20 protein-coding genes are annotated in these 20,279 nt (G+C 37.7%); 11 read left to right on the top strand and 9 right to left on the bottom strand.

Annotated features, from left to right (window positions below):
- Position 1 precedes the first annotated feature (1 nt).
- Both ACFSAV_RS06455 and pepE read right to left on the bottom strand, forming a co-directional pair.
- A complete protein-coding gene (locus ACFSAV_RS06455; RefSeq protein WP_379097589.1) occupies positions 2 to 892 on the bottom strand; it encodes a Dyp-type peroxidase in 891 nt (296 codons plus the stop codon).
- Positions 893 to 990: 98 nt separating this feature from the next.
- Complete coding sequence (gene pepE, locus ACFSAV_RS06450) at positions 991 to 1,695, bottom strand: dipeptidase PepE (RefSeq protein WP_379097586.1); 705 nt, start codon at positions 1,693 to 1,695, stop codon at positions 991 to 993.
- 292 nt (positions 1,696 to 1,987) lie between these two features.
- Here pepE and ACFSAV_RS06445 point away from each other — a divergent pair, with 292 nt between their 5' ends.
- The 9 genes from ACFSAV_RS06445 to ACFSAV_RS06405 all read left to right on the top strand — a co-directional run bounded on the left by ACFSAV_RS06445 (position 1,988) and on the right by ACFSAV_RS06405 (position 10,448).
- Entirely contained in the window at positions 1,988 to 3,877 is a 1,890-nt protein-coding gene (locus tag ACFSAV_RS06445; RefSeq protein ID WP_379097607.1) for an FTR1 family iron permease, read from the top strand.
- Between the two features lie 40 nt (positions 3,878 to 3,917).
- Positions 3,918 to 4,439, top strand: coding sequence for an iron transporter (locus ACFSAV_RS06440; RefSeq protein WP_101775879.1), 522 nt, complete (start codon positions 3,918 to 3,920; stop codon positions 4,437 to 4,439).
- Positions 4,440 to 4,591: 152 nt separating this feature from the next.
- The gene (locus ACFSAV_RS06435) at positions 4,592 to 5,989 is read left to right on the top strand and encodes a Fe-S-containing protein (protein ID WP_379097582.1); all 1,398 of its coding nucleotides are present in this window, start codon (positions 4,592 to 4,594) and stop codon (positions 5,987 to 5,989) included.
- Positions 5,989 to 7,311: an ABC transporter permease gene (locus ACFSAV_RS06430; RefSeq protein WP_379097579.1), complete on the top strand. Its 1,323-nt coding sequence runs from the start codon at positions 5,989 to 5,991 to the stop codon at positions 7,309 to 7,311. The genes ACFSAV_RS06435 and ACFSAV_RS06430 overlap by 1 nt, the downstream gene beginning before the upstream one ends.
- Complete coding sequence (locus ACFSAV_RS06425) at positions 7,298 to 8,437, top strand: ABC transporter permease (RefSeq protein WP_379097576.1); 1,140 nt, start codon at positions 7,298 to 7,300, stop codon at positions 8,435 to 8,437. The genes ACFSAV_RS06430 and ACFSAV_RS06425 overlap by 14 nt, the downstream gene beginning before the upstream one ends.
- Positions 8,438 to 8,530: 93 nt before the next feature.
- Positions 8,531 to 9,202, top strand: a complete 672-nt coding sequence (locus ACFSAV_RS06420) for an ABC transporter ATP-binding protein (RefSeq protein WP_101775875.1) — start codon at positions 8,531 to 8,533, stop codon at positions 9,200 to 9,202.
- Positions 9,192 to 9,692, top strand: coding sequence for a TlpA family protein disulfide reductase (locus tag ACFSAV_RS06415; RefSeq protein WP_379097573.1), 501 nt, complete (start codon positions 9,192 to 9,194; stop codon positions 9,690 to 9,692). Before ACFSAV_RS06420 ends, ACFSAV_RS06415 begins: the two co-directional genes overlap by 11 nt.
- A gap of 3 nt (positions 9,693 to 9,695) precedes the next feature.
- Entirely contained in the window at positions 9,696 to 9,998 is a 303-nt protein-coding gene (locus ACFSAV_RS06410; RefSeq protein ID WP_101775873.1) for a c-type cytochrome, read from the top strand.
- A 60-nt stretch (positions 9,999 to 10,058) separates the two neighbouring features.
- A complete protein-coding gene (locus ACFSAV_RS06405; protein ID WP_379097570.1) occupies positions 10,059 to 10,448 on the top strand; it encodes a pyrimidine dimer DNA glycosylase/endonuclease V in 390 nt (129 codons plus the stop codon).
- Here the strand turns inward: ACFSAV_RS06405 and ACFSAV_RS06400 are convergent.
- On the bottom strand, positions 10,438 to 10,689 hold the full coding sequence (locus ACFSAV_RS06400; protein ID WP_379097567.1) for a YcgL domain-containing protein: 252 nt from the start codon (positions 10,687 to 10,689) through the stop codon (positions 10,438 to 10,440). The genes ACFSAV_RS06405 and ACFSAV_RS06400 overlap by 11 nt on opposite strands.
- Positions 10,690 to 10,781: 92 nt before the next feature.
- Between ACFSAV_RS06400 and minC the strand changes: the two genes are divergently transcribed.
- Positions 10,782 to 11,450 carry a septum site-determining protein MinC gene (minC, locus tag ACFSAV_RS06395; protein ID WP_379097564.1) on the top strand — a complete coding sequence of 223 codons (669 nt, stop codon included), beginning with the start codon at positions 10,782 to 10,784 and terminating at the stop codon, positions 11,448 to 11,450.
- A 54-nt stretch (positions 11,451 to 11,504) separates the two neighbouring features.
- Here minC and ACFSAV_RS06390 read toward each other — a convergent pair whose 3' ends face one another.
- The 6 genes from ACFSAV_RS06390 to rlmE form a co-directional block, all read right to left on the bottom strand.
- Positions 11,505 to 12,191 (bottom strand): hypothetical protein, encoded by a 687-nt coding sequence (locus ACFSAV_RS06390; protein WP_379097561.1) that lies wholly within the window; start codon positions 12,189 to 12,191, stop codon positions 11,505 to 11,507.
- 306 nt (positions 12,192 to 12,497) lie between these two features.
- On the bottom strand, positions 12,498 to 12,956 hold the full coding sequence (gene sixA / locus ACFSAV_RS06385) for a phosphohistidine phosphatase SixA (protein WP_379097558.1): 459 nt from the start codon (positions 12,954 to 12,956) through the stop codon (positions 12,498 to 12,500).
- Positions 12,957 to 13,023: 67 nt separating this feature from the next.
- Complete coding sequence (gene glmM, locus ACFSAV_RS06380) at positions 13,024 to 14,358, bottom strand: phosphoglucosamine mutase (protein WP_101775867.1); 1,335 nt, start codon at positions 14,356 to 14,358, stop codon at positions 13,024 to 13,026.
- 17 nt (positions 14,359 to 14,375) lie between these two features.
- Positions 14,376 to 15,203, bottom strand: coding sequence for a dihydropteroate synthase (folP, locus tag ACFSAV_RS06375; RefSeq protein ID WP_101775866.1), 828 nt, complete (start codon positions 15,201 to 15,203; stop codon positions 14,376 to 14,378).
- 139 nt (positions 15,204 to 15,342) lie between these two features.
- The gene (gene ftsH, locus ACFSAV_RS06370) at positions 15,343 to 17,253 is read right to left on the bottom strand and encodes an ATP-dependent zinc metalloprotease FtsH (protein WP_101775865.1); all 1,911 of its coding nucleotides are present in this window, start codon (positions 17,251 to 17,253) and stop codon (positions 15,343 to 15,345) included.
- Positions 17,254 to 17,387: 134 nt separating this feature from the next.
- Positions 17,388 to 18,017, bottom strand: a complete 630-nt coding sequence (gene rlmE / locus ACFSAV_RS06365) for a 23S rRNA (uridine(2552)-2'-O)-methyltransferase RlmE (protein ID WP_101775864.1) — start codon at positions 18,015 to 18,017, stop codon at positions 17,388 to 17,390.
- 415 nt (positions 18,018 to 18,432) lie between these two features.
- Here rlmE and ACFSAV_RS06360 point away from each other — a divergent pair, with 415 nt between their 5' ends.
- Positions 18,433 to 20,271: a glycine betaine ABC transporter substrate-binding protein gene (locus ACFSAV_RS06360; RefSeq protein ID WP_379097552.1), complete on the top strand. Its 1,839-nt coding sequence runs from the start codon at positions 18,433 to 18,435 to the stop codon at positions 20,269 to 20,271.
- Positions 20,272 to 20,279: the final 8 nt, after the last annotated feature.

Here is a 20,279-nt window from a genome sequence, read left to right as displayed (position 1 = left end):
ATTATAAATTTTTCAACTTATCTAAAGAAGGCGCAAAATAGTAACTGCCAGTCACTGCTTTCGTAAAACCTAACAAGCGATCGGTTTTACCGTCTTTCTCACCAAACATATTCAATAATTGCTGTTCAATATTATATAAAGTGGCGCAATAGGCAATAAAGAACAAACCATGTTTACCACTCGCTGTACCATAAGGTAAACTTTGACGTAAAATTTTCAGTCCCACGCCATTTTCTTTTAAATCGGTACGACCTACATGGGAAGTATCTAATTTATCTTCTAATTCAACACTATCTGGTTTAGTACGACCAATTACCGTTTCTTGTTTTGCTGTCGTTAACTTTTCCCATTTAGTTAAATTATGTTCATAACGCTGGGTAAATACATAGCTTCCACCTATATCATCCCCCTGCGCAATTAACGCTACTTCAGCACGTTTAGCATCTTGCGGATTTTCAGTACCATCAACAAAACCGGTAAAATCACGTTCTTCAATCCAACGAAAACCATGAATTTCCTGTTCAACATGAATAGCACCACCAAAAGCTGCTATCGCCGCTTGTGCAACAGAAAAGTTAACATCAGGACGTAATGACTGAATATGGACTAATAGATCATATTGTGTCGCTGGCGCAGAAGCATCCCCCTTACCTAAAGTAACAAAAGGCTTTAATTCTTTTGCACTCTTTTCACCCGCTAATTGTTTCCAAACTTTATCGCCAAAAGCAACCACTGCACCTAATCTGGCATCAGGAAATTGTTGCTGTAATTGCACAAGTCTGTCGCAGAACTGGCGACTTGCCTCAGGAATCACAGATAAATCAGTGATATTCGCTTCTAAATAAATTGCTGCTTTACAATGTTCTAATAATACGCCACTTTGAGCTGTCATGTTGTTCTCTCTCTATAAAATCTAAAAAGCGACTTAGATTATAAGCGGTTATGATCTTTTCACCAAACAAAGTTAAACAAAAGATCACAAAATATCGACTAATAACGGATAGTCTCACCACTAGGAATCGTTTCTAACTGCATATTTTCACTAAATAATAAAATATCATGCATGCCTAAAGTAGTCGCCGTATCCCCCTGTATAGATAACGCGGTTCCTTCTGGTAAGGCATACACTTTTGCGTTTGGATTAACAAGCAAAAATTCTGCGAGTCTTTCTTCACGACTCTCTCCGTTATGCCCTTGTGGCTTACCAGAAATAAAATGTGGATTTAATTGATGTGGAAATAAGTTTAAAGCATGGAATGATGGAGGATAAGTAATCGGCATATCATTAGTCGTCATAATAGAATAACCAGCCACATTAGCACCTGCACTCCAACCAAAATAAGGTGTGCCTGATTCAACTTTAGCGCGAATAAGATCAATTAATTGATGTTCATACATGCCGTTTAACAAACAAAATGTATTCCCACCTCCAATTGCAATCACATCTGCTTGCTCAATGATATCCACATGTCTTGCCGCACGATGAACAGAAAGAATTTTAATATTCAGTTCTGCCAACGCTTTTTGTACTTTTGCCTCGTATTCGTCATAAGATTGGCGCACACCAGCATAAGGAATAAAAGCCACCATTTTACCTTGATAATCAGCTAAAAACCGTGTTAACCAAGGAATTGTATGGACTAAATAATCAGTTTGTTGATATTTAGAACCACTCATCAATAACATTTTTTTCATCATTTGCCTCACTATGCTTTTAATTCACATTAACATATTAATTATGCAATGCCTCAAAAGAAAGATAAAAACAAAGTTATGTATTTCGTGAACAAAATCACAGAATGCATTTCTCGATGTTAAATTTTCGTTAAATCAAATCAAATAACGTTGCTAAAACTTGTGGTTTTAGTCACATTTTCAACACGATTTGTTTATTTTTGTTGCGAAAAAAATTCATAAGCGCATAATTGCACTAACGAAGATAATAATCACTATCATTTAGGTTAGTCATATGAATCGCTTTCATTGGATGCGATATATTTTTTTCATTATCGCAGTATTTTTCTTTTCTACTACACAAGCCAAAGATAACTATGCACAATGGGTACAAGATATTGAAAGCCGCCTTGATAAAACAGCAGTGTTGTATCAGCAAAATAATATTGAGGATGCTCGTACTGAAGTGCAAATGGCATATTTTGAAGTATTTGAAAATTTAGAAGGTCCGATTCGAATTAATTTCTCAGCACAAAAAAGCTATCAAATGGAAGCGACATTCGGTGAAATTCGCAAAATGATTGGTGAGGGGAAACCACTCGTCGAAGTACAAAATAAAATTGATGGACTAAAAACAGCACTCCAAGAAGTTTTACCTGCGCTTACCGAAGGGCACCAACTCAATGCCTCAGGGCAACATGATGTTTATACTAATCAGCAAATCGCCCAACATTGGCAACAGAGTTTTAAAATCATTGATGATCTGTTAGCCCAAGCAATCACGGCTTATGAAAATGGTGATTTTGCTCAAGCGAAACAACGAGTACAACAAGCGCAATACGACGGTTTTAAAAACTCTGAAATGGAGATGTCAATTCGCCAAAATCGTTCCGCCGCAATTTCCGCAGGGATAAATCAACAATTTTACGATTTGATCCGCTTAAGTGACAAACCCGATCAAATCAACCATCTAGGCTATCAAATTACTGTATTATTACAGGATATTGAAGAACAATTACCTGATTTACCTACTACACGTGAACATCAAGTGACTCAGTCAACTGAAGCACAATTGGCGGATAATACGCCAGATCAAGATTGGAACAAGGTCACCACAGAAATCAACCAACGTATCCAACAAGCCATTACGTTATACCAACAAGGTGACAACAAAAAAGCCATGCTTGCAGTACAAGATACTTACTTTGATGTGTTTGAAAGTAGTGGTATGGAAAATAAAGTTGGTTCGCGCGATAGCAATTTTAAAGTAGAACTTGAAGGTTACTTCACTCGCTTAGTCAGCTTAATTAAAGCTAATGCAAGCCCCGAACAATTACAACAGCAAGCATCAGGATTAGCACAAGGTTTAAATAATGCAGTTGAAATGCTACAAGGTGCAAATCAAAGCCATTGGTCAATGTTCCTCTATAGCTTACTGATTATTTTACGCGAAGGTTTAGAGGCTTTACTAATTGTTGCCGCGATTGTGACTTATTTGATCAAAAATCATCATCAAGACAAATTACCAGTGATTCGTCAATCTGTTTATGTGGCATTAATTGGCAGCGTAATCACTGCGATCGTATTCCAATTAGTCTTTTCAAATGCTGGTGCGAGTCGTGAGCTGTTAGAAGGTTTCACCATGATGATCGCCGTAGTGATGTTATTTATGATGAGCTACTGGTTACTCTCTAAAGTTGAAGCACAAAACTGGAAACGTTATTTAGAAGGGAAACTCTCTGCTGCCCTAACGACAGGTTCATTAGTTGGGCTATGGCTAACCAGCTTTTTAGCGGTTTACCGTGAAGGTGCTGAAACTGTGCTGTTTTATTATGCTTTAGTAGGCGATGCAACAAGTGCGGTCAGTTATTTCTATCTTTTAGCAGGTTTCGTCGTTGGCGTTGTTATTCTGGCAATTTGCTACCTCATCATGCGCTACACTGTAGTGAGATTACCATTAAAGCCATTCTTTATGTTCACTGGTATATTTATGTACCTTATGGCATTTGTATTTGCCGGAAAAAGTGTTCTAGAATTAATTGAAGGTAAATTATTTGAACCAACTTTGATTACAAGTGTACCTGAAATCAGCTGGTTAGGTATTTACCCTTATGTCGAAACATTACTACCACAAGTTGTTTTAATTTTTGCAGCAATTTTTGCTTTGTTCTATATGAAGTATCAAAGTAATAAAGCGATTTAATGTTATAAATCAATACTTAAATATTGAGAGGAGATTAAGTATGAAAAAAACACTTTTAACAACAACCTTATTAGCCAGTATTTTGGCTGCGCCATCTGCATTGGCATTCAAAGAATATCCAATCGGTGAGCCGGTCGAAATGAATGGTATGGAAATTGCTGCAGTATATCTACAGCCAGTCGATATGGAACCACGTGGTATGGGACTGCCAGCAGCTAAATCCGATATTCACTTAGAAGCAGATATTCATGCTATTAAAGGAAATGTAAACGGTTTTGGCGAAGGCGAATGGATGCCATATTTAACTATCAACTATACTTTAGTTAATACTGATACAGGTGAAAAGCAAGAAGGTACCTTTATGCCAATGGTTGCTGGTGACGGTCCTCATTATGGCTTAAACATTAAAATGATGGGTGTGGGTAATTACAAATTAACTTATCACATTGAGCCACCACCAAAAGCAGGTATGCACCGTCATACTGATGAAGAAACAGGTGTCGGTCGTTGGTGGAAGCCATTTGACGTAAGCTATGAATTTAAATATACCGGTTTAAATTGATAAAAATACAAGGTGCGTAATGAACGCACCTTCGCTATTTGTTTAGTGCGATTTGATATTTCCAATCACTATTTAAGCATCAAAATAGTGATTGGAAATATTAATATTTTAAGTGAAGTGTCTGCTCGGTCTAAATTTTACACGGATATCTTATGAATTATTTTTTTACTTTTTTACTACAAAGTCTCTTCCCCTTTGCTCTACTTTTAGGCTGTGCTTGGTCATATTATCCACAAGTTAAAAGTAAACCGCTAATCTGCCTAACGCTCATCAGTTTTGCTGTAGGTGTGACGACAATTCTTCATTTGCCGAAAAGCCAAACAGTCAATTTGATCCTAACCAGCTTTATTCTAGCCAGCTTACTCTTGTTTTACTTCTGCCAGTTTTTTCATTCCAGCAAAATGGCTTATTTATGCCATATACTACTGACATTTATCGCAGGCATTTTTTGGGGCAAAGATCCTAATCTTGCAGCAATTACAAGTACAGATGTTATCAATACCGATTTTATTTTGCATAGTAGTGCGATCATACTCGGCTTACTGCTATGCTTGTTCGTTGCAATATGGCTCAACATTTTATTAAGACAGTGCAAAACTCAACAAAAACTGACCGCACTTTCTTATCTGATTACGACATTGGTGATATTGTTCCTAATTACACCGCTACTTGGCGAGTTGCTGCTGACGTTAATGAAATTACAGATAATAGCACTGACAAAACCACGTCTTAGTTTCGTCGCCAAATCAGGTAACATCGCTAATTTCTTTAACTATATTCACAGTGTAATGCTATTTATTGTACTTGTTGTCTTCACAATCAAAATTCACTTAGTACGTAAATTTGCAATACAGCAAGAATCCCATCCTATCGAAAAACGTAAGAAACAAGCCGCACTTTTAGTATCACAGCGTTTAATTGTTTGGGGAATCGCAATCATTATCTTAACATTAGGTACACAACTGTATTGGGATAAGATAGCTTCTCAACCACCGCGTTTATCAGAAGCTACACCAGTTCAAATGGATGACAGTAATCAAGTTTATATTCCAATTGAACAAGTCAAAGATGGCAAGCTACATCGCTTTGTTTGGATTGCTGATGATGGTAAAGCGGTACGCTTCTTCTTAATTAATCGCTTGCCAGATCGTCTCAGTTTAGCTGCCGTATTTGATGCCTGTATTTTGTGTGGTGATCAAGGTTATGTCATGGAAGGCGATCAAGTTGTCTGTGTTGGCTGTGGAGTAAGAATGTTTATTCCTTCTATTGGTAAACCGGGGGGCTGTAATCCAGTGCCAATTGAAAATTGGCAACAAAATGACACCCACATCATTATTACGAAAAAAAGCTTAGAAGAAGGGCTAAACTATTTTTCTACAATAGTTGAAATTGATGTCATTGATCCTGTCGATCATACTCAGCTAAAAAACACTAAAACTGAACACAAATATAGCTATGAAGGCAAAACTTACTTCTTTGCTAGTGAAAAAAATCTTAATATATTCCGCGAGATGCCAGAACAATACATCAAGATTGAAGGAGGTCAATAATGCTTACTCGTATGCTGATTCAATCTTGGCGCTTCGGTTTGAAACGTAAATTATTAGCCATTGTCACTATCTTCCTTGCAGCAGGTTTAGTGTCTGCCTTGCTCGCTGTGTCTATTGATATTGGCGATAAGATGGCTCGTGAATTGAAATCTTATGGAGCAAACATTTTAGTTGAGCCCGCTAGTAGTGCCATATTGCCACAAGATGTGAATGGCGCAAGCTCACTAGCGAGCCAAGACTTTCTCGACGAAAAAGAATTAGCGAATGTCAAAGATATTTTCTGGCGTAATAATATCGTTGGTTTCGCACCACTCTTAAGTGCGGATGTCCAAGCACAAAAAATCGATCAAAGTGCGGTCCAAACAGTTCAAATTTTAGGTACTTTCTTCGACCATCAGATTGCCATTCCCGATGAAGAAGATTACCACACAGGACAAAAAATCATTAGTCCATATTGGAAAGTGCAAGGTGAATGGGTTAACGATCGACAAGACAATTTCGCTGATGTCATTCCTGCTTTAATTGGTGAGCAATTGGCAAAAACATCACAATGGCAAATTGGTAATCAAATCCAGCTCAGTTACCAAGATACTGAATTTACCAATCAACTACGTATTGAAATTAAAGGTATTCTTGCCACAGGTGGACAAGAAGAACAGCAATTGATTCTGCCATTAAGTGCGGTACAAAATCTACTGGGGTTACAAGGTAAAGTGCAAGCAATCAAGGTGTCCGCTCTTACTGTGCCTGAAAATGCACTTTCACGTAAAGCACGTGCAAATGTAGATGGATTAGATGCTGAAGAATATGATCGTTGGTATTGTACTGCTTACGTTTCGTCTATTTCTCATCAACTTGAAGAAGCCATTTCAGGCGCAATTGTTCGCCCAATTTGGCAAGTTGCCGCTTCTGAAGGCGTTGTCATTGAAAAAATCCAACTCCTGCTCGTGGTAGTGACGATTGCAGCACTCATTGCCGCTGCGATGGGAATTGCTTCATTAATGACCACAACCATTATTGAACGAAGTAAAGAAATCGGTTTGATGAAAGCACTTGGTGCTTATCAATGGCAAATTGTACTACTATTTTATTGTGAAGCCATTATTAGTGGCTTATTTGGCGGTATAGCAGGTTGTATAGCAGGTTGGGGATTAGCTAAATTCATTGGCACGACCTTATTCGGGTCACCTCTGGATTTTGCTTGGATCGTCATACCTTGTGTATTAGTGCTTTCCGTGCTTATTGCCTTAATCGGTACTTGGTTCCCTGCTCACCGCATCGCACGTCTATATCCAGTGGAGGTGCTATATGGTCGCCAATAAACCACAATCCATGTTTTGGCGCTTGATTCTACGTGCTTTACGTCTTCGCTTACAGCGTGTATTGATTATTTTTGCGGCTTTAACGGTCGGTGCAAGTATTGTGACGGCAATGGCTGCCGTCTATTTCGATATCAATACCAAAATGAGCCAAGAGTTACGCACTTTTGGTGCTAATTTCTATATTGGTTCAAATACCAGTGGTTTAATTCAAGAACAGCAATTACAACAAATTCTCACTCAAGCGCCACAAGGCTTAATCAGTGCAGCCAGTCCTTATTTATATGGTGTTACACGTAGCGAATTAGAAAAAATTGTGATGATGGGTGTGTGGTTTGAAGAGATGAAAACCTTAGCACCCTACTGGCAAATCACGGGATCACAAATCGGTGTCAATTTCGATAAGCGTAACGCTATGATTGGTAAAACTCTAGCTGAGCGCTTAAATTTAAAAGTTGGAGATAAAATCACACTCAGTAAAAATGCCGTAGAAAAACACAGTTTTAATATTAAGGCTATCATTGAATCTGGTGATGCTACCGACAATATGTTGATTGTCAATTTAGAATTTGCACAGAATTGGTTAGAAAAAGAAGGGCAAGCAACAAATGCTTTATTGAATGTCAAAAATGATCAAGGACAAGTCGATTCCTTTGCGGCACAATTACAACAAAGTTACCCTGACTTAGAAATTCGCCCTATTCGTAAAGTTTCCGCTTCTGAAGGACAAATTTTAGATAAAATTAAAGGCTTAATGAGTTTAATCTCAGGGGTGATCTTAATTCTCGCCACATTATGTGTGAATACCACTTTAATTGCGATTGTTGGTGAACGCGCTAAAGAATTTGCATTACAAAAAGCGCTTGGTGCTAGACAGCAAGATATTATCAAACAAATTGGTACAGAAACTTTAATTATTGCCTGCTGTGCTATTATTGCAGGTTTAATCATCGGCTATCTACTGGCACAAATTCTAGGACTTACTGTTTTTAAAGCCTACATTGATATGCGCTTACCAGTCATCCCCATTACTATTATTTTATCTTTATTAGTGGCGTTCATTGCAGTCATTGTGCCAACACGACGAGCCTTAGAAATCCAGACTGCCAATGTATTAAAAGGCGAATAATGCGTTATATATACAATAAACATCATTGTACAAACACCATAACGAACACTACAGAGAACTTTTCTATGGAATTAAATTAACAAAAGGTAGACTATGTCAAACTATGTCATTGAAACACAACATTTATATAAACGATTTGACCAAGTGACTGCACTTGAAGATATCAATATTCAGATTCAACAAGGTGAATTTGTTGCCATTATGGGCGCTTCTGGCTCAGGCAAAACGACATTAATGAACATCCTCACTGGTTTAGATACGGCTTCTGAAGGTAAAGTCATATTAGATGGCATTGATGCGGCACAATTAGATGAAGTTGGTAGACAGCGTTTCCGCGCCGAAAAAATCGGTTTAGTCTTCCAGCAATTCCATTTAATTCCCTATCTCACCGCCCTTGAAAATGTCATGTTAGCCCAGCATTATCACAGTGTTATTGACGAAGAAGCCGCAAAAGCCGTATTAAAGCAAGTTGGCTTAGAACATCGCTTTGATCACCGTCCAAGTCAACTTTCTGGCGGAGAACAACAACGAGTATGTATCGCACGTGCATTAGTTAATCAACCCCCAGTTATTTTTGCAGACGAACCAACAGGAAATTTGGATGAAAAAAATGAACAGTTGGTGCTAGATTTACTTATTCAGCTAAATAAACAAGGCAGAACTATCGTCATGGTCACGCATAATCCCGAATTAGGCAAGCTAACAAACCGTACAATTTTCTTACAACATGGCAAATTTCTACGAGAAGAAATCAATGAAAATTAATTATCTTCTGACTGTACTAGCAAAGCTAATGCTATTAAGTGCAGTCGGTTTTTCACTTATTTCATGCAAAGATGAACATGCTGTTATTGGTCAATCGGCACCAGACATTGCTGCATTTGACTTACAAGGCAATAAAGTCAGTCTGGCTGATTGGAAAGGCAAAACGATTATTCTCAATTTTTGGTCAGAAACTTGTGGTATTTGTATTACTGAATTGAAAACTCTTGAACACTTTATGCAAAATTACCCTCACAATAATTTACATATTATTGCAATGAATATTGATGGTGAAAAAGCAGATACTCAAACTATTGTAACCAAAAGAGAAATTCAGCTTTCTGTTGTTAAAGATCAACTCAAAATCAGCGCAGAACGCTATCAATTAGTTGGCACCCCCACCTCTTTCGTTATTGACCCCGAAGGTAAAATCCTTTATAAATTCGAAGGCTTGATTCCTGATCAAGATTTACATTTACTCTTTAAAGGTTAAATAATGAAAAAAATTTATTCTATTCTATTGATTATGGCTTGTGCAATTTCAACAGCACAGGCAGAAGTGAGCGCTGAACGCGGAAAGCAATTATTCAAGCCTTGCTCATTTTGCCATGGTAATAATGCCGAAAAATCAGCCCTAAACCAATCACGTCCATTAAAAAACTTAGCAGCAGATGAAATTGTTAATGCGTTAAAAGCACGCAAAGAAGGGCAAGTGGTTGGCGCAGGAAACGCAGCAAAATCACGTTTGTCTGATGAAGATATGCAAAGTATCGCTAAATTTATTGAAACACTAAAATAAAAATCACTCTCATGGCGTAATATTACGCCATATTCCTTTCTTCAATTTAAGCTGTACAGTATGACTCGAATTAATCTAGTGCCACCTTCTGATCTTTGTGACCAACATTTACTTGCTGAGCACCGTGAATTAACACGTATTCCTAATGCGGTAGCAAAAGGCAAATATGATTTAACGGGACAACCTGACGATTATAAATTAGGCACTGGACATGTTCGTTTTTTCTTCAATAGGCTCACTTTTCTGAAAAAACGTTATGATTTATTGCACCAAGAATGTAAAGCGCGAGGTTTTGACGTGCAATACATTTGGCCACAAAATTTACCAATAGATAAGAAATTATGGCTAGATTATCAACCTAGCGAGCAGGCATTAAAAATAAATCAAGCTCGCATTTTAGAAAGAATGCCACAAAAAGCTCGATTTACACCAGCAAAAATTACAACTTAAATAACCAATCATCTTCCTTTGGCATTTGTAAATAAAAACCTTGTTGTTGAATTCGCTGTAATACTTGTGCTTTATCTGCATTAACCAAAGGTTTATTGCCTGCCAAATTAAACATCATCACAAAAATAGGCACACCAAACGCCTCTCTTAATGCTTCTGGTACATATTCAAATTGATCTCGTTTAGCCACATATAAATATGTGCCGACTTTCCGCTGACTTTTATAAATTGCACATAACATTGATTTACTTCCAATTTCTGCAAAAAAGATTTGCCGATCCTAACACAATTCTTTATGATTGAAACAAGCAATTTGTTTATTTGGACTTAATTATGGCACAGGATATTGTAGAGTTTCGAACCGGGCAATTTTCATCAATTTTTATTACATTAAATAGCTCTAGTCTGACTGTCATCAAGCGTTCTTTAACTAAAAAAGTCAAATCATCGCCATCTATTTTCCAAAATATTGCGGTTATTCTCCAATTCACGCCTGCATTGGAGAAAATTAATCTAACTGCCTTAAAAGCCCTTTTTGAAGAATTTAATATCCAAATTATTGGTGTTTCTGACTGGAAAAATCATCTACAAAAAGAATTAATTCTCACAGCCAATCTCCCCTTATTAGGAAAAAGTGGAGAACTCTCTGATATTTTACCAGAACCACGTTATTTACCCGTCAAAATCATTAATCAACATGTTGAAAACAAACAAGTGATTTATGCCAAAAATAGTGATTTAATTATTCATGGCAATGTTGAACAAGGCGCTGAGGTCGCAGCAGATGGTAATATCCATATTTATGGAAAATTATTAGGCAGAGCAATGGCGGGAGTTAATACCAATTCAGGTTCAGTTTATACACAATATTTGCATGCAGAATTTATTGCAGTTAGTAGTCGCTTCTTGTATCAAGAAAAAATACCCACAGAATATCTACATAAAGCTGTACGTATTTTTGCTGAAAAAGATAAATTGAGCTTTCAGTATTTGCTTAATTAGTAGGGATAAAAATAGCGGATATTAAATCCACTATTTTTATATTATTACTCAGAATTATTGTTTAGGTAAAACAACTTCTTCCACTTTTTCTTTTGCGGCATCTTTCATTTCAGTTGCTTTTTCAACAGCAGAATCTTTTGCTTCTGTCATTGCTGCTTTCGCATCTTCCACTTTAGTTGCTGCCATATCTTTCATTTCAGTTGCTTTTTCAGCTGCTGAATCTTTCGCCTCTGCCATCGCTGCTTTAACATCTTCTGTTTTAGTTGCTACAGCATCTTTCATTTCAGCCATTTTATCCGTTGCAGCATCTTTTACTTCTGCCATTTTTTCTTTTGCTACATCTTTCATTTCAGCTGCCTTTTCTACAGCTGAATCTTTTGCTTCTGTCATCGCCGCTTTAGCGTCTTCCATTTTTGCTGCCGCGGCATCTTTCATTTCTGTTGCTTTTTCAGCAGCTGCATCCTTTGCTTCCGCCATTGCTGCTTTCGCTTCTTCCATTTTTGCCGCTGCGGCATCTTTCATTTCAGCTGCTTTTTCTACTGCTGCATCTTTGACTTCTTTTGCTGCTTCAACCGCCGAGTTTTTCACTTCATCTGCTGCGCTGACTACGGCATCTTTTGCTTCAACAACGCTAGCCTTAGCTTTCTCAACTTCTTGACCAGCTTTGCTATCTTTATCAAAACAACCTGTTACAGTTAAACTCGCGCCTAATACTAATGCAGCTAATACTGATTTTTTCATCATTTCTCCTAAAATTTACGAGGTTTTAAAATAAAAAACTCACAAAGAATATCACTTTGCTCAGTATAGTGTGTATTAAATTACACAAAAAAGAAATCATTATTTACACTTTTTTACGAAATAAAAAATCACTTTTACAGCAATAAAATATTTACTTAAAGAAATAGCTAATTGAATTTATTAATAAAAAGAAATAAATTTATCGGTTTTCTGTGAATTAATGTAAATAATTGAACTTTTAAGATCGTTTAATTTCAACTCAAAAAACTTCAATCAAGGTTTATTTATCTTATAAAATTAATCCAATTACTCTGGATATTTTGCTTGTACTACCGTGCCAATATGTCGACTCCATTCAACTTTCGCAATGGTAGAAGGATAAAAACTTACTGAATTACGTCCACACAGTGCAGCAACAATTTCTCCAACTAAAGGTAAATGTGAAACGATCAAAACCGATTCGATCCCTTGTTCTGCTAAAACATCAAGATAACTCACTACGGTATGTGCATTACCATAAGGCGTAATTGCATCCCAGATTTCAACTTTACTTAACAACTGATTATCATAAACTTGATTGATTTGCTCAAAAGTTTGTTGTGCGCGAATATAAGGACTAACGAGTACATGCGCTAAAAGTGCGGTCGATTTTAACCAAATTCCTTGTGCTGTTGCTTGCTGCCTCCCACGGCTATTCAAATGACGTTCTTTATCCGATTTCGCCATCAATTCAGCTTCACCATGGCGCATTACAAAAATATCCATAATTTATTCTCAATAAGACAAAAACAAACTGAGCACAATAAGGCTCAGTTTATAAACAGGAAAATAGCTAATTTGCTCGAACAGCATCAGCAATTTGTTCTGCACATTGCTGAGCAAGTTCCCCATCTTCACACTCAACCATCACTCGAATTAATGGTTCAGTACCTGATTTGCGTAGTAAAATACGTCCTTTACCAACAAGTCTTTTTTCAACATCAGCGGCAATCGCTTTCACTGCTTTACTCTCAAGTGGATTAGCACCACCAGTGAAGCGAACATTAATTAATACTTGTGGGAAAAGCGGCACAGCACTCGCTAATTCATTCAATGATAATTTATGTTGAACCATAGCTGTGAGTACAGCGAGTGAAGCAATAATTCCATCACCTGTGGTATTTTTATCTGCAATAATAATATGACCTGAATTTTCACCGCCATATAACCAACCTTTTTCTTGCATTTTTTCTAACACATAGCGATCACCTACATTAGCGCGCGCAAATGGAATAGCAAGTTGCTTAAGAGCTAACTCAAGACTCATATTACTCATTAATGTACCAACAACACCACCTTTCAAATTGCCAGCACGCAATGCCTCACGCGCAATAATAAATAAGATTTGATCACCATCTACTTTATTACCTAAATGATCAACCATAATTAAGCGGTCACCATCACCATCATAGGCTAAGCCAACATCTGCTTTCGCTTCTAATACTTTATCCTGTAACGCTTTAATATCGGTGGCACCACATTTTTCATTAATATTCATACCATTGGGTTTAGTCCCAATTTCGATCACTTCAGCGCCTAATTCACGCATGACATTAGGTGCAATGTGGTAAGTTGCCCCATTTGCGCAATCAACAACAATTTTATAATTTTCAAGGCTTAAATGTGCTGGGAATGTGCTTTTACAAAACTCAATATAACGCCCAGCAGCATCAGTGATACGGCTCGCTCGACCTAGATCAGCCGATTCCACACAATCCATAGGTTCATCAAGCATTGCTTCAATCGCCTCCTCCACATCGTCAGGCAATTTTGTCCCCTGTGCAGAGAAAAACTTAATTCCATTATCGTAATAAGGGTTATGTGATGCCGAAATCACGATCCCCGCTTCAGCACGAAAAGTTCGTGTTAAATAAGCAATTGCAGGAGTTGGCATTGGACCTGTAAACGCAGCCGAAAGCCCTGCGGCGGCAAGTCCTGCTTCTAATGCTGACTCTAGCATATAACCAGAAATACGCGTATCTTTACCAATTAATACTGTACGTGAACCTTGTGTCGCTAATACTTTACCCGCAGCCCAACCTAGTTTAAGAGCAAAATCGGGGGTAATTGGTGCTGAGCCAACTTTTCCACGTACTCCGTCTGTACCAAAATATTTACGTTCTGCCATTTGAATTGTCCCTTTATTTAAACTTGCAGCGTCGCTTGCCAAATTTTTAGTGCATCGGCGGTTTCTTCTACATCATGTACTCGCAAAATTTTTGCGCCATTCATCGCAGCAATTAATGCACCAGCTACACTACCAACAATACGTTGTTCCACTGTTCTATCTAATACAGCACCGATCATTGACTTTCTTGATAGCCCAGCCAATACAGGAACGCCTGCTGCACAAAAGTGCGGTAAGTTTTGCAGTAATTTATAGTTATGTTCAACTGTTTTACCAAAACCAAATCCCATGTCCCAAATGATATTCTCTTTACGAACACCCGCTTGAATACATTGTGCAGTCCGTTGTTGTAAAAAAGAAAATACATCTGCCACAACATCATCATATTGTGGATTGTTCTGCATTGTGCGAGGTTGCCCTTGCATATGCATAAGACATACAGGTAAATCAAGCTTTACTGCTGTTTCCAATGCATTTGTTTCACGTAATGCCCGAATATCATTAATCAAATCCATTCCCACTTGCGCTGTAGCTTTCATGACTTCAGCTTTTGAAGTATCTACTGAAATCCAACAATCAAAATTATGATTTACCGCTTCAACAATAGGTAAAACACGTTCTAACTCTTGTTCCAGACTCACTTCATCAGCCATTGGTCGTGTTGATTCACCGCCGATATCAATAATTGTCGCTCCAGCTTTGAGCATTTTTTCTACATGAAAAAGTGCTTTGTCCAGAGCAAAGAATTGACCACTATCAGAAAAAGAATCAGGCGTAAAATTAAGAATCCCCATAATTTGAGGCGTTGATAAATCTAGGACTTTATTATTTGCGTATAGTTTCATTAATTGTTGTCATGAGAAAAAGTGCGGTTAATTATAGCGAAATATGAGAGGGGAAAAAATAACTTCTTATCAAAACGAGTAAATAAAGCTAACAAAAAACCTCTTTAATGTCAGTTAAAGAGGTTTTCTTTATCAACGTTTATCTATCCAGAGATTCATTATTTTCTACATCTTCTGATTTTTCAACTGGACTCTCTTGTTCAGTATTAGTCTTTGATTTTGTTTGTGAACGTTCAGTCTCTTCCCAGCCTGATGGTGGAGTGACTGGTTGACGCTGCATGAGCTGCTCGATTTGTGCTTCTTCGATGGTTTCATATTTTACTAACGCATCTTTCATCGCATGTAAAATATCCATATTATCAACTAATATTTGTCTTGCTCGCTCATAATTACGCGTCACGATCGCTCTTACTTCTTCATCAATCAGATGGGCGGTTTCATCAGACATATGCTTTGCTTTCGCCATTGAACGTCCTAAAAACACTTCACCATCGTCTTCTGAATACAGAATTGGACCTAGCTTGTCAGAAAATCCCCATTGCGTCACCATATTACGCGCAATATTAGTTGCCACTTTAATATCATTGGAAGCACCCGTTGAGATATTCTCTTCACCATAAATAAGATCTTCAGCTAAACGTCCAGCATAAAGTGTAGACAACTTACTTTCTAATTGTTTTTGGCTAATACTGACTTGATCGCCTTCCGGTAGGAAGAAAGTTACCCCTAATGCGCGTCCACGCGGAATAATCGTCACTTTATGCACAGGATCATGTTCAGGTACTAAATAACCTACGATAGCATGACCGGCTTCATGATAAGCAGTAGATTCTTTTTGCTTCTCTGTCATGATCATAGTACGACGTTCAGGTCCCATATTAATTTTGTCTTTTGCTTTTTCAAATTCAAGCATTGTGACTAAACGTTTATTAGTGCGCGCAGCAAACAAAGCTGCTTCATTGACTAAGTTAGCAAGATCAGCCCCTGAATAACCCGGTGTGCCACGTGCTAATGTCATCGCATCGACATCTGGCGCAATAGGCACTTTACGCATATGCACTTTTAAAATTTGCTCACGACCACGTACATCTGGTAAACCTACCACAACTTGACGGTCAAAACGACCTGGACGAGTCAACGCAGGATCAAGTACATCAGGACGGTTTGTCGCCGCAATTACAATTACTCCTTCATTACCTTCAAAGCCATCCATTTCCACTAACATTTGGTTTAGCGTTTGTTCACGTTCATCATGTCCACCGCCTAAACCCGCACCGCGTTGACGACCAACAGCATCAATTTCATCAATAAAGATCAAACAAGGTGCATTCTTCTTTGCTTGCTCAAACATATCACGTACACGAGAAGCCCCTACACCAACAAACATTTCGACGAAATCAGAGCCTGAAATGGTAAAGAATGGCACTTTTGCTTCACCCGCAATCGCTTTTGCTAATAAAGTTTTCCCCGTTCCCGGTGGACCAACCATTAAAATACCTTTAGGGATTTTACCGCCTAATTTTTGGAATTTGCTTGGATCACGTAAAAAATCTACAATTTCGCCCACTTCTTCTTTTGCTTCATCACAACCTGCGACATCTGCAAACGTAGTTTTGATTTGCTCTTGGGTCATCATACGGGCGCGGCTTTTACCAAAGCTCATCGCTTTACCACCACCACCTTGCATTTGACGCATAAAGAACAACCAAACCCCAATCAGTAGTAACATTGGGAACCAAGAGATTAAAATTTGTGAGAAGAAACCACGTTTTTCTGGCGGCGTACCCTCAACTTTTACTTTTTTATTTAATAAATCATTTAATAACTTATCATCATTTAATGGCATCACAGTGGTATACTTTGAACCATCCGCTTTGGTCACATAAATTTCATTGTAATCAAAACGAGCCTGACGTACCTGATCATTACCTAAGTCCGTAATGAAAGTGGTATAGTCAGTGGCATTTCCTGACGAAGTTGAATTAAAGCCTTGGTATGCGGTCATCATTACTACCGCGACCACAATCCAAAGGACTAAATTTTTTACCATATCGTTCAAGGTTTGACCTCTTTTTGTTTAACGTTAATAATTTGTTGCAAAGATTACTATATTTGTTATGAAATTGGAAATTATCCTAGTCATAGCGTTTATTTACTGAAATAACTTTCAAAAATTTGGCTATTTTAATGTTTATAACCTGTCGCAACAATATACACCTCACGAGAACGGCCTCGAGAAGCCTCAGGTTTCCGTACTTTTACAACACTAAATAGAGAACGAATTTCTCTCAAGTATTCATCAAAACCTTCACCCTGAAAAACTTTTACGACAAAACTGCCTTTTGTCGCTAACACTTGCTTACACATATCTAAAGCAAGTTCAACTAAATACATTGCTCGTGGAATATCCACTGATGGCATACCACTAAAATTTGGTGCCATATCAGACATGACTACATCCACTTTGCTTTCTCCAACACGATCCAATAATGCGTTTAATATATTCTCATCACGAAAATCGCCTTGCAAAAAATCAACACCGACAATTGGATCCATTTCTAAAATATCACAAGCAATCACCCGACCTTTATCACCGATTTGACCTACTGCATATTGTGACCAACCACCAGGTGCTGCCCCGAGATCAACGACAGTCATTCCTGCTTTAAATAAACGATCTGTTTGTTGAATCTCATCCAATTTAAAATAAGCACGTGAACGCAACTTTTGTTTATGTGCTTTTTGCACAAACGGATCTTTAAAATGTTCATTTAACCAGCGTGAAGAACTTGCTGAACGTTTTTTCTTTCCCATAAACTGCTTCTATTTTTCAAACGTTTTCTCAATATGGGGCATTATACACAAGTTTCAAGGCTAAATTGGCAGAAAAAATAGATTGCTTCATATTTAATTAGTAATCTGTTCTTTGCGACTCTAGTCTGATAAAACTTTCCCAAAACAGACCGCACTTTTTCTTTTACAAGATAATTTGCTATCACTCTGCTTAAATGTTATAGCACAAATAATTTAGTTCAAAAGACTGATATCGAGCATAAATTAATCTTTGATATATTTAGAAAGCATTATTCATACTTAATAAAGAACATGAGTAGATGATCAGCGCAAAATACTCTGATACCGACATGGATTAATTCAAAAGAAGAATTCATTGCATCTGAGATGTATTTCATTACAATTTGTATACCTAATTCAGAGAAAGGAACTCAATATGAAAAGCTTAAGAAGCTTAGGTATCGTATTTTTACTCTTATTTAGTGGTTACACTTATGCTTGTGATAGCAATAAGCCGATCAAATTAGGTGCATTAGATTGGGAAAGTGGGCAATTTTCTACTGCCCTTTTAGAACTCATTTTGCGTGAAGGCTATGGATGCCAAACTGAAATTGTGCCCGGTGCAACAACAGCACTAGAAACGGCATTAACACAAGATGATATTCAAATTATTGCTGAACAATGGGTGGGGCGCTCACCTATTATTGAACAAGCTGTAGCAGAAAAACGCGTGCACATTATTGGTAATACTTTACGAGGTGGTGCAACACAAGGTTGGTACGTGCCTGCTTACGTCAAAAAGAAGCATCCTAAACTACAAAAAGTCAGTGATTTATCTCAATTCGCCTATCTCTTTCCTGATCCTGAGCATCCCAATAAAGCGCGTTTTTTAAATTGTCCAACAGGCTGGGCTTGTGAAATTTTCAATACGCACCTATTAAAAAATACAGGTTTAAGCCAACAATTTAATAATGTTCACCCTGGCACAGGCGCAGCATTAGATGCCGAAATTGCTGCGGCGTATGAACAAAAGCAACCTATTCTTTTCTATTATTGGCAGCCGACAGGATTAATGGCGAAGTATCAATTTGAACCTATTATTTTTCCAACATACCAATCAAGTTGTTGGGAAAGTTTACTTCACCAAGATAGTATAACCACTTGTATTAGTGGATTCCCAAGTTCACGACTCGCTATGTCAGTATCAATGGCATTTGCCCAACAATATCCAACTTTAGTTGCACTTATCAATAGTATTCAATTCGAGCCGCAAATTTTAAATCAAGCCATTCTAGAAATGACAGAAAACAAACGTAATGGCAGTATACAGGCATTGTTTTTCTTACAACAATATCCAGAACTTTGGCAACAATGGCTTTCGCCTGCGGCAGCAATAAAACTACAACAATATTTACAACAAGGAGATATGGCTCATTCTTCTGTTTTCGCCTCATGGTCCATTGCAGACAAACTTAATCGCTACTTAGTCAATACAGTGCAAGACTATGGCAGTCAATTTCGCCAAATAAGCCAATTTTCTCTTGATTATTTATTGATTCCTGTTGAAAAAGGGCTACAAGCCACACCAGCGTGGTTAATGTTAATCATTATTGGCTGTATTGGTTGGCATGCGACAAGAAAATATTGGTTTGCTTTACTTTGTGTCACAGGCTTTTACCTCATTGGTACATTTGGATTATGGCTACCTTTAATGCAAACCCTCGCCTTACTCATTGTATCTGCACTATTTATTACGTTATTTGGCATTCCAATTGGGATCTTAATGGCCTCTAACAAAAAGTTACATCAGATTTTACAACCTGTCCTTGATGTCATCCAAACTATGCCAAGTTTTGTATATTTAATACCCGTACTTATGTTGTTTGGTATTGGTAAAGTACCTGCTTTATTCGCTACTGTGGTTTATGCCATTGCACCATTAATTCGCCTAACTGCATTAGGTATCCGTCAAGTGAGTCCACAAATTATTGAAGCAGCCCAATCTTTTGGCAGCACAAGATGGCAACTCCTACTTTGGGTGTTATTACCTCAAGCAAAAGCCAGTATTATGGCAGGGATTAACCAAGCCGTCATGATGTCCTTAGGTATGGTAGTCCTAGCATCTATGATTGGCGCAAAAGGATTAGGTGAGCATGTATTACAAGCAATTCAAACGTTAAACATTGGGCAAGGTGTAGAAGCAGGGACTGCCATTGTTATTTTAGCAATCATTATCGATCGCATTACACAAGCGTATGGTCGTGGTCAAAAATAATAGAGCAA

Origin of the sequence: Pasteurella oralis (assembly GCF_042681465.1) — a bacterium.
Classification (GTDB): Bacteria; Pseudomonadota; Gammaproteobacteria; order Enterobacterales; family Pasteurellaceae; genus Pasteurella; species Pasteurella oralis.
This window is presented reverse-complemented; position numbering and strand designations above follow the sequence as displayed.

What these genes read in the sequence shown, in the direction of transcription:
- sixA (WP_379097558.1), bottom strand. Translation starts at nt 12,956, where the DNA reads ATGGATATTTTTGTAATGCGCCATGGTGAAGCTGAATTGATGGCGAAA.
- ACFSAV_RS06410 (WP_101775873.1), top strand. Translation starts at nt 9,696, where the DNA reads ATGAAAAAAATTTATTCTATTCTATTGATTATGGCTTGTGCAATTTCA.
- ACFSAV_RS06405 (WP_379097570.1), top strand. Translation starts at nt 10,059, where the DNA reads ATGACTCGAATTAATCTAGTGCCACCTTCTGATCTTTGTGACCAACAT.
- pepE (WP_379097586.1), bottom strand. Translation starts at nt 1,695, where the DNA reads ATGAAAAAAATGTTATTGATGAGTGGTTCTAAATATCAACAAACTGAT.
- ACFSAV_RS06390 (WP_379097561.1), bottom strand. Translation starts at nt 12,191, where the DNA reads ATGAAAAAATCAGTATTAGCTGCATTAGTATTAGGCGCGAGTTTAACT.
- ACFSAV_RS06400 (WP_379097567.1), bottom strand. Translation starts at nt 10,689, where the DNA reads ATGTTATGTGCAATTTATAAAAGTCAGCGGAAAGTCGGCACATATTTA.
- ACFSAV_RS06425 (WP_379097576.1), top strand. Translation starts at nt 7,298, where the DNA reads ATGGTCGCCAATAAACCACAATCCATGTTTTGGCGCTTGATTCTACGT.
- folP (WP_101775866.1), bottom strand. Translation starts at nt 15,203, where the DNA reads ATGAAACTATACGCAAATAATAAAGTCCTAGATTTATCAACGCCTCAA.
- ACFSAV_RS06440 (WP_101775879.1), top strand. Translation starts at nt 3,918, where the DNA reads ATGAAAAAAACACTTTTAACAACAACCTTATTAGCCAGTATTTTGGCT.
- ACFSAV_RS06420 (WP_101775875.1), top strand. Translation starts at nt 8,531, where the DNA reads ATGTCAAACTATGTCATTGAAACACAACATTTATATAAACGATTTGAC.
- ACFSAV_RS06415 (WP_379097573.1), top strand. Translation starts at nt 9,192, where the DNA reads ATGAAAATTAATTATCTTCTGACTGTACTAGCAAAGCTAATGCTATTA.
- ACFSAV_RS06430 (WP_379097579.1), top strand. Translation starts at nt 5,989, where the DNA reads ATGCTTACTCGTATGCTGATTCAATCTTGGCGCTTCGGTTTGAAACGT.
- ACFSAV_RS06435 (WP_379097582.1), top strand. Translation starts at nt 4,592, where the DNA reads ATGAATTATTTTTTTACTTTTTTACTACAAAGTCTCTTCCCCTTTGCT.
- minC (WP_379097564.1), top strand. Translation starts at nt 10,782, where the DNA reads ATGGCACAGGATATTGTAGAGTTTCGAACCGGGCAATTTTCATCAATT.
- rlmE (WP_101775864.1), bottom strand. Translation starts at nt 18,017, where the DNA reads ATGGGAAAGAAAAAACGTTCAGCAAGTTCTTCACGCTGGTTAAATGAA.
- ftsH (WP_101775865.1), bottom strand. Translation starts at nt 17,253, where the DNA reads ATGGTAAAAAATTTAGTCCTTTGGATTGTGGTCGCGGTAGTAATGATG.
- glmM (WP_101775867.1), bottom strand. Translation starts at nt 14,358, where the DNA reads ATGGCAGAACGTAAATATTTTGGTACAGACGGAGTACGTGGAAAAGTT.
- ACFSAV_RS06445 (WP_379097607.1), top strand. Translation starts at nt 1,988, where the DNA reads ATGCGATATATTTTTTTCATTATCGCAGTATTTTTCTTTTCTACTACA.
- ACFSAV_RS06455 (WP_379097589.1), bottom strand. Translation starts at nt 892, where the DNA reads ATGACAGCTCAAAGTGGCGTATTATTAGAACATTGTAAAGCAGCAATT.
- ACFSAV_RS06360 (WP_379097552.1), top strand. Translation starts at nt 18,433, where the DNA reads ATGAAAAGCTTAAGAAGCTTAGGTATCGTATTTTTACTCTTATTTAGT.